The organism is Phycicoccus sp. Soil802, from assembly GCF_001429605.1.
Lineage (GTDB): Bacteria > Actinomycetota > Actinomycetes > Actinomycetales > Dermatophilaceae > Pedococcus.
The window spans coordinates 598,066-611,321 of sequence record NZ_LMSS01000002.1; the positions used below are offsets into that span (position 1 = coordinate 598,066).

Annotated in this window: 14 protein-coding genes and 1 tRNA gene; 12 read left to right on the forward strand and 3 right to left on the reverse strand. The window is 72.0% G+C overall.

The window, feature by feature from the left end; all coding sequences use genetic code 11:
• Positions 1 to 43: 43 nt before the first annotated feature.
• The 9 genes from ASG91_RS06230 (at position 44) to ASG91_RS06270 (ending at position 9,296) form a co-directional block, all read left to right on the forward strand.
• Positions 44 to 901 carry a DUF6065 family protein gene (locus tag ASG91_RS06230; RefSeq protein WP_056921707.1) on the forward strand — a complete coding sequence of 286 codons (858 nt, stop codon included), beginning with the start codon at positions 44 to 46 and terminating at the stop codon, positions 899 to 901.
• Positions 894 to 2,099: a hypothetical protein gene (locus tag ASG91_RS06235; RefSeq protein WP_056921708.1), complete on the forward strand. Its 1,206-nt coding sequence runs from the start codon at positions 894 to 896 to the stop codon at positions 2,097 to 2,099. Before ASG91_RS06230 ends, ASG91_RS06235 begins: the two co-directional genes overlap by 8 nt.
• A 91-nt stretch (positions 2,100 to 2,190) precedes the next feature.
• Positions 2,191 to 2,964: a MerR family transcriptional regulator gene (locus ASG91_RS06240; protein WP_056921709.1), complete on the forward strand. Its 774-nt coding sequence runs from the start codon at positions 2,191 to 2,193 to the stop codon at positions 2,962 to 2,964.
• Between the two features lie 91 nt (positions 2,965 to 3,055).
• The gene (locus ASG91_RS06245; RefSeq protein ID WP_056921710.1) at positions 3,056 to 3,646 is read left to right on the forward strand and encodes a GNAT family N-acetyltransferase; all 591 of its coding nucleotides are present in this window, start codon (positions 3,056 to 3,058) and stop codon (positions 3,644 to 3,646) included.
• Positions 3,647 to 3,895: 249 nt separating this feature from the next.
• On the forward strand, positions 3,896 to 4,846 hold the full coding sequence (locus ASG91_RS06250; protein WP_157582255.1) for an LCP family protein: 951 nt from the start codon (positions 3,896 to 3,898) through the stop codon (positions 4,844 to 4,846).
• A 129-nt stretch (positions 4,847 to 4,975) separates the two neighbouring features.
• The gene (locus ASG91_RS06255; protein WP_056921712.1) at positions 4,976 to 5,860 is read left to right on the forward strand and encodes an LPXTG cell wall anchor domain-containing protein; all 885 of its coding nucleotides are present in this window, start codon (positions 4,976 to 4,978) and stop codon (positions 5,858 to 5,860) included.
• A gap of 103 nt (positions 5,861 to 5,963) precedes the next feature.
• Positions 5,964 to 6,581 (forward strand): dTMP kinase, encoded by a 618-nt coding sequence (tmk, locus tag ASG91_RS06260; RefSeq protein WP_056921713.1) that lies wholly within the window; start codon positions 5,964 to 5,966, stop codon positions 6,579 to 6,581.
• Positions 6,578 to 7,717 carry a DNA polymerase III subunit delta' gene (locus ASG91_RS06265; RefSeq protein ID WP_056921714.1) on the forward strand — a complete coding sequence of 380 codons (1,140 nt, stop codon included), beginning with the start codon at positions 6,578 to 6,580 and terminating at the stop codon, positions 7,715 to 7,717. Before tmk ends, ASG91_RS06265 begins: the two co-directional genes overlap by 4 nt.
• A gap of 34 nt (positions 7,718 to 7,751) precedes the next feature.
• Entirely contained in the window at positions 7,752 to 9,296 is a 1,545-nt protein-coding gene (locus ASG91_RS06270; RefSeq protein ID WP_056921715.1) for an alpha/beta hydrolase, read from the forward strand.
• Positions 9,297 to 9,313: 17 nt separating this feature from the next.
• Here ASG91_RS06270 and ASG91_RS06275 read toward each other — a convergent pair whose 3' ends face one another.
• Positions 9,314 to 10,108, reverse strand: coding sequence for an SIMPL domain-containing protein (locus ASG91_RS06275; protein WP_056921716.1), 795 nt, complete (start codon positions 10,106 to 10,108; stop codon positions 9,314 to 9,316).
• Between the two features lie 106 nt (positions 10,109 to 10,214).
• Here ASG91_RS06275 and ASG91_RS06280 point away from each other — a divergent pair.
• Positions 10,215 to 10,288: transfer RNA gene (locus tag ASG91_RS06280), tRNA-Thr, on the forward strand.
• 65 nt (positions 10,289 to 10,353) lie between these two features.
• Here the strand turns inward: ASG91_RS06280 and adhP are convergent.
• The gene (adhP, locus tag ASG91_RS06285; RefSeq protein ID WP_056921717.1) at positions 10,354 to 11,370 is read right to left on the reverse strand and encodes an alcohol dehydrogenase AdhP; all 1,017 of its coding nucleotides are present in this window, start codon (positions 11,368 to 11,370) and stop codon (positions 10,354 to 10,356) included.
• Here adhP and ASG91_RS21350 point away from each other — a divergent pair.
• Positions 11,369 to 11,494 carry a hypothetical protein gene (locus ASG91_RS21350; protein WP_256363718.1) on the forward strand — a complete coding sequence of 42 codons (126 nt, stop codon included), beginning with the start codon at positions 11,369 to 11,371 and terminating at the stop codon, positions 11,492 to 11,494. The genes adhP and ASG91_RS21350 overlap by 2 nt on opposite strands.
• 164 nt (positions 11,495 to 11,658) lie before the next feature.
• Positions 11,659 to 12,561, forward strand: coding sequence for an LLM class flavin-dependent oxidoreductase (locus tag ASG91_RS06290; RefSeq protein WP_056921838.1), 903 nt, complete (start codon positions 11,659 to 11,661; stop codon positions 12,559 to 12,561).
• Positions 12,562 to 12,565: 4 nt separating this feature from the next.
• Here the strand turns inward: ASG91_RS06290 and ASG91_RS06295 are convergent, their stop codons facing one another.
• Positions 12,566 to 13,141, reverse strand: coding sequence for a dienelactone hydrolase family protein (locus ASG91_RS06295; protein ID WP_056921718.1), 576 nt, complete (start codon positions 13,139 to 13,141; stop codon positions 12,566 to 12,568).
• Positions 13,142 to 13,256 lie beyond the last annotated feature (115 nt).

The following is a 13,256-nucleotide window of genomic DNA, read 5'->3' on the forward strand; positions in this document are numbered from 1 at the left end:
GCACCGTCAGTCATTCTCACGGGGGTCAGCGAAATGAGGGTCTGTGCAACACGACAACGGCGAAAGTCGCCAGGAAGCGCCGCGGCGTTCCGCGCTGCCCCAGCGCGGTCCTGACGCCGAGTTCTACAGCCTCTACCCCGACGCGCCCCTGCCTCGTCCCGCGCGGGAGGTCCTTCCCAACGCGCTGCCCCTGGTGGCCGTCCAGCGCTGTCCCCCGATCACGACCGCGTCCTCCATCGGCTGGGTGCTCACCCCGGCGGTGTCCTTCGCCGTGCGGTGGCAGGGTGACGCCCTCGACATGGCGTACATCGACGACGAGAGCAGCGAGATCGGCCCCTGGTCGCCCATCATCGGTGACGGGCCACGGCACCCCCGGGTGCACGAGGTCCTCGAGATCAAGGACGCGGCGCGGCGGGCGGCGGCGGAGCAGATCGACCTCGACCAGATGCCCCTGATCGACCCCAGCCCGTTCGGCGACCCCCGCGAGTTCCAGTACCTCAGCGGGATCGTCGGCGTCACCGCTCCCGGCTGGGCCATGCTGGTCCGTTCGGTGCCGAACTGGCCCCGGGTGGGCGGCGAGTACGAGATCGTCGAGGGCGTCGTCGAGACGGCCTGGTCCGGCACGGTGCTGCCGGTCATGGTGCGGCTGCGCTCTGAAGGCTCCGTGGCGCGCTTCACGCGCAACTCGCCCATGGCGGTCATCCACCCGGTCGCCGTCGCCGGCTACGCCAAGGAGAACGCTCCCGTCCGGACCTCGGGCGCCGGGATCGACGCCTGGTCGGACGAGGCGTGGGACCGGTTCGTGCTGGCCCGCAGCAACCGGACCACCACTCGTGCCTCATACCGTGCCCTGCAGGCCGATCACTACCGTGAGGGACCACCCTCGGAGCAGCGTGACTGACGAGGCCGACGCCAGCCGCCTGCGCAACCACCCGGATGCCTACCGACTGGCCATCGCCAACGTCATCGACGGCCTCGGCACCTACGTCGGGCTCGCCGCGCTGCTCGTCGTCGGCTACAACGCCACCCAGCTCGTGGGCACGGCGATGGTGCTGGCCGCGCACATCCTGCCCGGCCTGCTGGTGACCCTGGTCGTCGCGCCGCGGCTCCAGCACCGGCAGCGGCGCAGGGTCCTGCTCGTCCTCAACCTCATCGGGGTGCTCTCCCTCGTGCCGGCCATCATCGCGCCGGGCGCCGCGACCGCCGTCCTGGCGGCGGCGCTGCTGGGCGCCACCGGGGTGGCCGCTCGCGGCGTGCAGATGGCTGCCCTCACCGAGGCCGTCCCGTACGCGGTCCGGGCCCGCTTCTACGGCACGGTGGGGTCCTTCACCCAAGCGGTCCAGGTCTTCGGCCTGGCCGCCGGCGGGGCGCTCGCGGCATCCTTGAGCCCACGGTCCGCGCTGGTCATCGACGCGCTCAGCTTCACGGTGGCCGGCCTGGTGATCGCCACCATCAGGTTCGGGCCGATGGCGGCCCGGCCGATCGGCCAGGGCACCGCCGAGACCTTCGGCAACGCGGCCCGGGTCGTGTGGTCGAGCCCCGTGCTGCGGATGCTCGCGGTGGTGACCTGGATCGGAGCGCTCGTGGCCAGCGTGCCGGAGGCCGCCAGCCCGGCCGTGACGAGTGGCCCGCTCCTCCCGTTCGTGATGGCGGCGTCCCCCGCCGGCGGTGCGATCGCCGCGCTGATCGCCACGAAGATCGGGCTGTTCAGTCGGCTGGGCGGCAGCCTCCGGCTCGCGGTCGCGTCGGCGGTGTCGCTGATGATCCTCGGCGCCGGGATGGGAGTCGCGTTCCAGCACCCTGCCGACTCGCTCGGACGGGGTTTCTACGGCGTCGCGGCCAACGCCCTGATCGGCGGGCTAGGGGTCTGGTTCCTCGGGATGATCGCCGCGTTCACCGAGCACACCCCGGCCTCGGAGACCGTGGCGGTGGGCTCGTTCATGTCGTGGAGCGTCGGCGCCGCCAGTGGCCTCGGTGGCTTCGCCGTGGCCGGCCTCGGGGTCGCAGGTGGCTATGCGGCGCTGGGTCTCCTGCTGCTGCCTGCGGCACTGTGGGGCCTGCGGGTGGTCTCCTCGATCCCGTCGGTCGGCAGCCGCTGACCCGCCGCCACGCGGCATACCCCTCCGCCGGGGGGCGACCGGGCGGAATGGGGCTTGACCCTCACGCGGCGTGAGGCGGCACAGTGGTCGCATGACCGAGCGGACGCAGACCCTGCTCACCGTGGGACAGGTGGCCGACCGGCTCGACGTGACCGTGCGGACCTTGCACCACTACGACGAGATCGGGCTGGTCCAGCCGAGCGAGCGATCGCGGGCGGGCTACCGGCTCTACACCGACGGTGACCTCACGCGCCTGCAGCACGTGGTGGTCTACCGCCGGCTCGGGTTCGCCCTGGAGGAGATCGCCCTCCTCCTCGACCACCCCGAGAGCGTCGAGCAGCACCTGCGGCGTCAGCGCGCAGCGGTCCAGCAACGGCTCGACGAGATCAGCGACCTCGTCACAGCCATCGACCGAGCACTGGAGAGAGCGATGAACGACGAACAAGCCACCACCGAGGACCTGAAGGAGCTCTTCGGCGACGGGTTCGAGGACGCCCACGCCGAGGCCGAGCAGCGGTGGGGTGACAGCGACGCGTGGCAGGAGTCGCAGCGGCGCACCAAGAGCTACACGAAGGCCGACTGGGCCGCCGTGAAGGCCGAGAGCGACGCCCTGCACCGGGGTTTCACCGACGCGATGGACGCCGGGGAGCCGCCCACCAGTGTCGCCGCGATGGATGCCGCCGAAGCCCACCGGCGCAACATCAACGAGCGGTTCTACGACTGCTCGCCCCAGTTCCACCGCAACCTCGCCGACATGTACACGAGCGACCCGAGGTTCACGGCGACCTACGACGAGATCCGACCGGGCATGGCGCTCTACGTCCGCGACGCCATCTACGCCAACGCAGACCGCCAGGAGCAGTAGGCCGCGGGAGCGCCGCGGGAGGGCCGGGGGAGGCCGCGGGAGGCGCCGGCGCCGGGGGCAGCAGGGGCCGGCGCTGGCCTACCCTCGGAGGATGGGCTCCGGACCGGTCGGCTTCGCTGCGCTGACGTGGCCGGTCCGGACCCGCCGCACGTCGCTGCGGCCGGTCGCTCCGGAAGATCGTGACGCGGTGCACGCCTACCGCGGCCGCGAGGACGTCACGACCTACCTCGGGCGCGGGCCGATGAGCCCGTCCGACGTCGACGAGCGGATCGCCGAGAACCTCGAGCGCTCCCGGCCCGGGCACCCGCGCCCCTTGCTGGGACTCGTGATCGAGGTGGAGGGCGCCGTGGTCGGGGACTGCATGGTCCGGTTCGAGCCCGACGACAACGGCATGCGGACGGCCTTCATCGGCTACACCCTCCACCCCGCGAGCGCCGGCCGGGGTCTGGCCACCGAGGTGGCCGAGGCGCTCGTGCGGCTCTGCTTCACCGAGCTGGGAGTGGCCATGGTGCAGGCCGACGTCTTCGTCCCCAACGTCGCGTCGCAGCGGGTGCTCGAGAAGGTGGGGCTGCGTCGGATCGGGGTCACCACCGCGGGCAGCGAGGGCGGGGGACACCCCCGCATGGACGACTACCTGTATGCCGTGACCGCGGCGGAGTGGGCGGCATCCCGCTCGTCGTAGCCGGGCGAGGCGGCGAGCGCGAGCACGCCGAGGGGGCGCACCTCGGTGCCTGACCAACGCCGCGGTATGCCGCGTGCCCGAGCCGGCCACGCGGCATACCCCTCTGCCCGCAAGCTTTGCTAGCAAAGGAAACTGGTTGGAGGACGGGTTGCAACCTGTCCGTGAGCTCGCAGCCTTTGCTAGCAAAGGTTGCTGCACGAGTGGCGTGGGCTGCGGGGGGGGCGCGGTTCGTCCGTCACACTGTCCGTTGTGTCCCGACGTCCCCGACCCCGCACGCTGCTCCTCGCAGTGGCGGGAGTGGTCGTCCTCCTGCTCCTCACCGCGGTGGTCGACGGCCTCGTGGTGACTCATCGGGTGCCGACCGTCGCCGTCACGGCGCCCGGCTCCGACGACGGCACGACCTACCTGCTCGCCGCGTCCGACTCGCGCGACCGCCTGGCCACCGCGGACCGGGCCCGCTACGCCGACCGCCACCAGCCGTCGGGGGAGCGCGCCGACCTCGTGCTCCTGCTGCGCGGGGACGCCCAGGGCCGCGCGACGCTCTACTCCCTGCCGCGAGATCTCTACGTCGGCCAGCGGCGCGGGTCCCCGCACCGCCTCGGCCTCGCCCTGCAGGACGGGCCTCAGTCGCTGGTCGACTCGTTGTGCCAGGACCTGGGGATCGGGGTCGACCACGTCCTGGTCGTCGACATGGCGGCGCTCGTCCAGCTGGTCGACGCGACGGGCGGGGTCACCGTCCGGGTCGACCGGCCGACGCGCGACGTCCGCGCGCGGCTCGACCTGTCCAACTCCGGTGTGCACCACCTCGACGGCCGGGGGGCGCTCGCCTGGGTGCGCTCGCGGAGCCCGCAGGTCCTCGTCGACGGCCGGTGGGTCGGCGACACCACGGCCGACCCGACCCGCACCGCCCACGCCAAGGACGTCCTCACCCAGGTCGCCGCGCGCCTCGATGACCCGGTCACGCTCCAGCGGGCGGCCTGGTCGGTGGGTCCGCGGCTGCGCCGGGACGCCGACCTCGGCCCGGTCGGCCTGGTCGCCCTGGGGCGGTCCCTGCAGGATGCGCTGGCCGCCGGCCGCCAGGTGACGGTGCCGGCTCGGGCCAAGGGGACCGCGGTCCCGTTCGCCTTCGTCACCCCGGAGACGACCCGGGCCCTGGAGCCGCTGGTCAGCGCCGGCTGCGCGGCCTCCGCAACCGGCTGATCTCGTCCCTTTGGGTGGGTTTGTCCGCGACACCCCGAAGACTTTCCCGAAGTGGGTGGGTCTGCGCGTCACGATCGCTAGCCTTCGCGGTCGAAGGGTCAACAACCACACCACCGGGGGAACTCCACCGTGCTCTCTGCTCGTCTCCGCACCACTGCCGCTGTCGCCGCGCTCACCCTGGGTGGGGTGCTGCTGTCCGGCGGCGCCGCCCAGGCCGCCGCCACCGACACCACCATCGTCGTCCAGTCCGAGGACGGGGTCGTCTTCGCCGACGAGCCCCTGGAGTCCTCGGGCACCTGCGCCGACGGCAGCACCTCTGCCGTCGTCACCGTCACGGTCGAGGACGACGTCGTCGCCGAGGACTCCGTCGACGTCGCCACCGACCTCACGTGGGAGTCCACGCTCGACGTGTCCGACGCCGAGGGCGACGCCACCGTCACGGTCGACTGCTTCGTCTACGCCGACGGCGACTCGGTCGGCACGGCCTCCGAGGACGTGTTCATCCTCGCGCTCCCCGACCTCGAGGTCATCGACGTCACCGTCTCGCCGTCCAAGGTCCGGATCGGTGCCCGCCTCACGATCGAGGCCACCTGCCCGGCCGGCACCGAGGTCGCCGCGGTCGCCGCAGGCAACGAGGACGCCGACGAGCCGTTCCTGATGGACAGCGTCGTCCCCGCCGCGAACGGCGACATCACCTACACCGGCACCGTCCCCAAGAGCGCCGAGACCGGCAACGCCTTCGCCGTGGTCGCCTGTGGCATCTCGGACCTCGAGGCCGCCCTCAGCGACCCCGACTCGGACGAGTTCCCGACCGCGTTCGGCGTCGGTGACTTCACCGTCCTCGCCGCCGCTGTCGCCGCCCCGGCCCCGGCCCCGGCCGCGGCTCCGGCCGCCGCAGCAGCCCGCCCGACCCTGCCCGAGACCGGCTCGGACAACCTGCCCCTGGCCGGCCTGGGGGCCGCCCTGGTGCTGGTCGGTGCGGGTGCCTACGGCGTCCGTCGCCGCACCTCCTGACCCACCCGCTCCACCACCCGTCGAGGTGTGCCGCGTGGCCCAGTCGGCCACGCGGCACACCTCGCGCGCAGGTCCTGTCCGTCCGCTGGCCTAGGCTCGGCCCGTGACCGACGGACTCTTCATCGCCTTCGAGGGCGGCGACGGCGCAGGCAAGTCCACCCAGGTGGCCCTGCTGCGCGAAGCCCTCGAGGCCGCCGGCCGCACCGTGACGGTGACCCGCCAACCGGGCGGCACCACGCTGGGTCGTGAGATCCGCGACCTCGTGCTCCACGGCGACCACGTCGCCCCGCGGGCCGAGGCCCTGCTGTTCGCCGCCGACAAGGCGCACCACGTCGACCAGCTCATCCGGCCGGCGCTCGACCGGGGCGAGGTCGTCCTCACCGACCGCTACACCGACTCGTCGGTGGCCTACCAGGGGGCCGGGCGCGATCTCGGGGCCCAGGAGATCCACGACCTCAACATGTGGGCGGTCGACGACCTGGTGCCCGACCTGACCGTGGTGGTCGACGTCTCGGCGGCCGAGGGGCGGCGCCGGCGCGGAGACGTGCACGACCGGCTCGAGGCCGAGGAAGACACCTTTCACGAGGCGATCCGGGCCCACTACCTCGCGATGGCGCAGGGCAACCCGCAGCGCTACGTCGTCGTCGACGGCACCCTCAGCCCCGACGAGATCCACGCCCGGGTCGTCGAGCGGCTGCGCGGCATGGGGGTCCTGCCGTGAGCGTCTGGCGCGACGTCATCGGCCAGGACTCGGCCGTCGCCACGCTCGAGCGCGCCGTCACCGACCCCGCGTCGATGACGCACGCCTGGCTGCTCACGGGTCCACCGGGGTCCGGGCGCTCCGTGGCGGCCCGCGCCTTCGCGGCCGCGCTGGAGTGTCCGCGGGGCGGGTGCGGGGAGTGCCGCGAGTGCCGCACGGCGGTCGAGGGGACCCACGCCGACGTCGACGTCATCGCCACCGAGGGGCTCTCGATCAAGGTCGAGCAGGCCCGCGAGCTGGCTGCCATGTCGGCGCTGCGGCCCTCGGTGGGGCCGTGGCGCGTGATCATCGTCGAGGACGCCGACCGGCTCACCGAGCGGGCGGCCGACGCCCTGCTCAAGGCGATCGAGGAGCCGGTGCCCCGCACCGTCTGGATCCTCTGCGCCCCCTCGCTCGAGGACGTCGTGATCACGATCCGTTCGCGGTCGCGCCACGTGCGCCTGCGCACCCCTCCCGCCGAAGCGGTCGCCGAGCTCCTCCACCGTCGCGACGGCGTCGAGATGCCGATGGCCATGTATGCCGCGCGAGCGGCCCAGAGCCACGTCGGCCTCGCGCGTCGGCTGGCTCGCGACGAGGGTGCCCGCATCCGTCGCCGCGACGTGATCAGCCTCGCGGGCCGGATCCACGGCGTGGGCGACGCGATCGGTGCCGCCGCCGACCTGGCGTCGATCGCCGACGAGGAGTCCACGGCCGCCGCCGCCGAGCGCGACACGGCGGAGCGTCAGCGGCTGATGGAGGTGCTGGGGGCCGACCCGTCCGCGCGCACCCAGCCGCCCCACATCCGCAGCCAGCTCTCGGGCCTCGAGAAGGAGCAGAAGGCGCGGGCCACCCGACATTCTCGCGACGTGCTCGACCGGTCGCTCGTCGACCTGCTGTCGGTCTACCGCGACGCGCTGATCCTGCACAGCGGGGCCGCCCTCGGGCTGGTCAACCAGGACAGCCTGCCGATCGTGCAGGGCGTCGCCCGGTCGATGAGCGCCGAACAGCTGCTCCAGGCGATGGACGCCATCGGCACGGCCCGTGAGCGCATCGGCCTCAACGTCGCCCCACTGCTCGCCCTGGAGGCCATGGCGATCTCGCTGCGCGTGCCGCGGTGAGTTCTCCCCAGCCGCTCGGGATACGGTCGAGCGCATGACTGCGAGGGGACGAGTCCTGGTGGCCGTGGCCGCTGCGCTGACCATGGGGCTGTCCGGCTGCTCCCTGTTGCCCGGCGGAGACTCCGAGCCCGCCGTCACGCCCCTGCCCAGCGCAGCAAGGACACCCCCAGCCGGGTCGGAGGCGCTCGCGAAGTTCTACGGGCAGACGCTGTCCTGGAAGGGCTGTGTCCTGGGTGAGTGCGCCGGGCTGTCCGTCCCGCTCGACTACGCCAAGCCCGCCGGCGAGGCGATCACCGTGCAGGTGGTGCGGATGCGGGCCACCAAGAAGTCCCAGCGGCTCGGCTCGCTGGTCGTGAACCCCGGGGGTCCCGGCGCGTCCGGCATCGACTACGCCCGTGCGGCGGACGTGATCGCGGGCAGGCCGGTGCGGCAGCGGTTCGACGTCGTCGGGTTCGACCCGAGGGGAGTGCAGCGCTCGAGCCCGGTCGACTGCCTGTCCGACGAGGAGATGGACGGCTTCCTCGCCCAGGACCCCACGCCCGACGACTCGAGCGAGGTGACGAAGTACCTCGACTCGATGAAGGTGCTCGCCGACGGCTGCCTCCAGCGCACCGGCCCCCTCCTCGGCCACATCTCCACGGTCGAGACGGCCAAGGACATGGACATCCTGCGGTCGGCCCTCGGCGACGCCAAGCTCAACTACCTCGGCAAGTCCTACGGCACCCAGCTCGGGGCGGTCTACGCCGGGCTGTTCCCCCAGCTGGTCGGGCGGTTCGTCCTCGACGGGGTGCTGCCGCCCGACCTCACCTGGGAGGAGACGGCCGTCGGCCAGGCGGAGGGGTTCGAGCGCGCGGCGCACTCGTGGGCCAAGGACTGCGTGAGGCGGGGCGGCTGCCCGCTCGGTGACTCGGAGTCCGCGGTGATGTCGGGGCTGGGCGACCTGCTGAAGCGGCTCGATGCCACTCCCGTGCCGATGCGCGACGCCCGGGAGTCCGAGCTCACCGAGGGCTGGGCCACACTCGGGGTTGCCCAGGCGATGTACGACACCCGCTTGTGGAAGCCGCTCACCGAGGCGTTGCGCCAAGTCGTCACCCAGGACGACGGCACCAAGCTGATGCTGCTCTCCGACCAGTACGCCCGGCGCAACCCCACCGGCAAGTACACCTCCAACCTGCTCGAGGCGTTCTACTCCATCAGCTGCCTCGACAACCCGGGCAGCCCGGACCCGAAGTACTACGAGGACCTCGTCGCCAAGGCGAGCGTGAAGGCCCCTGTCTTCGGCCCGGCCCTGGCCTGGGGTGCCGCCACGTGCAGCAGCTGGCCGGTCAAGGCCGGCCCGGGTCCGCGCAAGATCAGTGCCGAGGGCAGTGGTCCGATCGTGGTGATCGGCACGACCCGCGATCCCGCGACGCCCTACGAGTGGGCGGTGCGCGAGCGCGACCAGCTGGCCAACGCACGGCTGCTGACCTTCGATGGCGACGGCCACACGGCCTACACCTCGTCCAACAAGTGCATCGACAACGCCGTCAACGACTACTACACGAAGGGCAAGATCCCGGCCGACAACACGAAGTGCTGAGGGGCATGCCGCTGGGCTCAGCGGAAGGCGTAGACGACGGTGACCGTCACGCCGACGTTCTCGCTGCCGGGCTGGATCGGCACCGGTGACGCGCTGTCCTTGCTGGCCATGGCGCGCACGTCGTAGGCCACCGGCGGCGGGTCGGAGATCGTCTCGGAGATGCTGACGACCGCGCCGAGGTCGCGTCCGGAGGCCTTCGCGTACTGCTCGGCCTTGGTCTTCGCGTTGGCGACGGCGCGGTCGCGGGCGGTGCTGAGGAGCTTGCCGTTGTCCTCGAGGTCGAGGCTGATCCCGTTGACCTGCACGGCATTTCCGCCGGCGCTGACGGCGGCGGAGATCGCGTTGCCCGACTTGCCGAGGTTGCGGAGCGTAGCGGTGACGCCCTCGCTGACGGTGTAGCCCTTGACCACCGGGCTGCCGTTCGTGGGGTAGGAGTACTCGGGCTGGACCTGGAGGTTGGAGGTCTGGACGTCCTTGCCGGCCACGCCGTTCCTCGTCAGGGACGACTGGACCCGCGCGGTGATGGTGTTGGCCGACTCGAGGGCCTTGGCCACGGTGTCACCGCGGGTCTGGACGCTGAGGTCCAGGCGCAGTGTGTCCGGTTTGCCAGCGACCTCGGAGGTGCCGGTGACGGTGATGCCGGGCGTGCTCGTCGGGTAGCCGGGGGTGCCGGGGTTGGTCGCGATCGGGTAGGAGACGAGGGGTGCGGCCGAGGCCTCCCGGCCGGAGTGGGAGCCGACCCAGAAGGCCGCTCCGAGCATCGCCGCGGTCGCCGCGGCGACCGCTCCACGGGACATCTGCTGGGTGCTCATGGGGGTGGGACGGTATGCCGCGTGGCTCGGTTCCACGGGCCGGTCGAGCCGGTTCGGAAATCTGCCGGGTCATCCGTATACTCATCGTCCGTGCCTTCGGGCACCCGCCTCCTTAGCTCAGTCGGCCAGAGCGATTCACTCGTAATGAATAGGTCATCGGTTCGATTCCGATAGGAGGCTCAGCGAACGGCCCCCCAGGGACTGGGGGGCCGTTGCTGCGCTCATGTGCGACTGGCGGCGGTCGCTCAGAACTGGAAGACGAGCCGCGCGGCCGTGCGGGCGTGCAGGACGTCCTCGATCGCCTCGTTCACCTCGTCGAGCTTGCGGCTCTCGGCGATGACCCGGGTGCGGCCGAGGGCATGCAGCCTGAAGACCTCAGCCAGGTCCTGGCGGGTGCCGACGATCGAACCGATCACCGAGATGCCCTTGAGGACGGTCTCGAAGATCGGCAGGTGCATGGGTCCGTCGCTCTCGGGCGGGAGGGCGACGCACACCAGGCGGCCACCGCGACGCAGGGTCGCGAAGGCCTGCTCGAAGGCCTTGGGAGTGACCGCCAGGGCCACGGCCACGTCGGCGCCGCCGAGCTCGGCGATGGCCGGCACCGGGTCAGTGGTCGCGGCGTTCACCGTGTGGTCGGCACCCAGCTCGCGGGCCAGCTGGAGCTTCTCCTCGGTCAGGTCGACGGCGATGACCTCGGCGCCGACCAGGCGGGCGTACTGCACCGCGAGGTGACCCAGTCCTCCGACGCCGAAGATGGCGACGCGCTCGCCGGGCACGATGTCGGCGACCTTGATCGCCTTGTAGGTCGTCACCCCGGCGCAGGTGAGCGGTGCGGCGTCGAAGGCGCTGACCTCCGCAGGTACCGGCACCACGTAGTCGGCGTCAGCGACTGCATACTCGGCGAACGCGCCATCGACCGAGTAGCCGCTGTTGCGCTGCTGCTCGCACAACGTCTCCCACCCGCTGATGCAGTGGTCGCAGTGCCCACAGGCATGACCCAGCCAGGCGATGGCCACGCGTTCACCGACCGAGCGTAGGGTGACGTCGGCGCCGACGGCGGTGATGAGGCCGACACCTTCGTGACCCGGGACGAACGGCGGAGTCGGCTTCACGGGCCAGTCGCCGTGCGCCGCGTGGATGTCGGTGTGGCACAGGCCCGAAGCCTCGATCTGGACGACAACCTGCCCGGCAGCCGGGGTGGGCACGGGGCGTTCCTCGAAGGCAAGGGGTGCGTCGAAGCTGGTGACGACAGCTGCCTTCATGGCAGTTCTCCTTCTGGTGTTCGTGGTGGTCGAGCAGTACGCCCACCACCTCATCGCCCGCCCGCGCGCGCCGTCAGGGGCGAAGGTCCCAAGACCGATGAGCCACTCCCCGCACGGCTCGTGACTTCGTGGTGCGAGCCTGTAGGGGCGCAGGTCGCCACCCCCGCCCCCAGGAGGCTCGCCGACTCGCTCGGCGAGTTCGCCCTCGAGGCCACCACGTCAGGTGGTCCGTCACCCGCGAGCACCAGGCGGCCTGAGCGCCAGCGGCGCCGTGCGATGCTGGCCGGCATGCGGTTCTCGATCTGGCCTGACCTCGACGAACCCTGGCCCGAGCTGCGGGCCCTGGTGGCGCACGCCGACCTCACCGGTTGGGACACGGTCTACGTCGAGGACCACTTCATCACCCACTCCGCGCCGGAGTCACCGCTCCTGGAGGCGACCGGGACCCTCGCTGCCCTCGCGGCGGCGACCGAGCGGATCAGCCTCGGCACCCTGGTCCTGTCCGTCACCTACCGACACCCCGCTGTGATCGCCAACTGGGCCGCCACCGTCGACCAGCTCAGCGCCGGCCGGCTCGTGCTCGGCCTGGGTGCCGGCTGGGAAGAGCACGAGCACGCGGCATACGGGTTGCGGTTGGGATCGCCCGGAGAGCGGGTGGACCGGTTCGTCGAGGGGCTGGCCGTCGTGCAGGGACTGCTCACCCAGCCGCGGACGACGGTCGAGGGCCGCTTCTTCCAGGTCCGGGACGCGGCCTGCGAGCCGAAGCCCCACCAGGACCACGTCCCGATCCTGGTGGGGGCCAAGGGCCCTCGGATGTTGGGCGTCGTCGCCGAGCACGCCGACCGGTGGAACATGTGGGGGAGCCCCGCGCAGGTGGCCGACAAGGCCGCCGTCCTCGATGCGCACTGCGAGCGGATCGGCCGCGACCCGAGGAGCATCGAGCGGTCGACGCAGTCGATGGTGTGCGTCACCGACGACCCGGGTCGGGCTCAGGCGTTCCTCGAGGAACACGGCACGAGCGGACGGGCCGCGATCGCCGGATCGGCGGCCGAGGTCGCCGAGCGGATCGCCGCCTATGCCGAGGTCGGTGTCGACGAGTACATCCTGCTGACCAGCGACCTCGGCCGCGGCGCTCAGCGCCTCGAGGCCCTCGACGCTCTGGGCGCGGCGCTGGTCGCCACCCAGTCGTAGGGCTCTAGCCGACGCGGTCGAGGAAGCCCAGGGAGCGTTCGACGACGAGCTTGGTGGCCCCTTCGTCGTATGCCGCGAGCGAGCTGTCCGTGAACAGGTGACCGTTGCCGGGGTAGAGGAACAGCTCGACCTCGTCGTGCGAGTCGAGGAACGGCTGCGCCATCTCGAGGTCGCCGGCGTCGATGAACTCAGGGTCGGCATCCATCGCGTGCACCTGGGCGGGCGTGCCGTCCGGCCAGGCGCCGAACTCCGCGGGGTCGATGACGCCGTGGTAGAACAGCCCACCCAGCGCTCCGGGACGGTTCTGCACGAGCCACTGGGCGGCCATCACGCCCAGGGACAGGCCGGCATACACGATCCGCTCTGGCAGGTCTGCGGCCTGGCGGATGCCGCGCTGGCGCATCTCGTCGAACCCGACCTCGCGGCAGTAGACCGCGCCGTCCTCGATCGAGTCGAACGTGCGGCCCGCGAAGACGTCGGGTGTGTGGACGGTGTGGCCGCCTTCGCGCAGCCGGTCGGCGAGCTCGATGACGCCGGGCGTGAGCCCCTGGATGTGGTGGAGCAGGAGGATGTCGGTCATGCCCTCACGCTAGGGGCGGTTGCGGACGATCTGCGTCCGCCTTCAGGACGCAGCTTTCGCAGCCGGCTCCGGTGGGCCCCGTGCCCAGCCCCGCGCAATACACTCGGCCCATGTC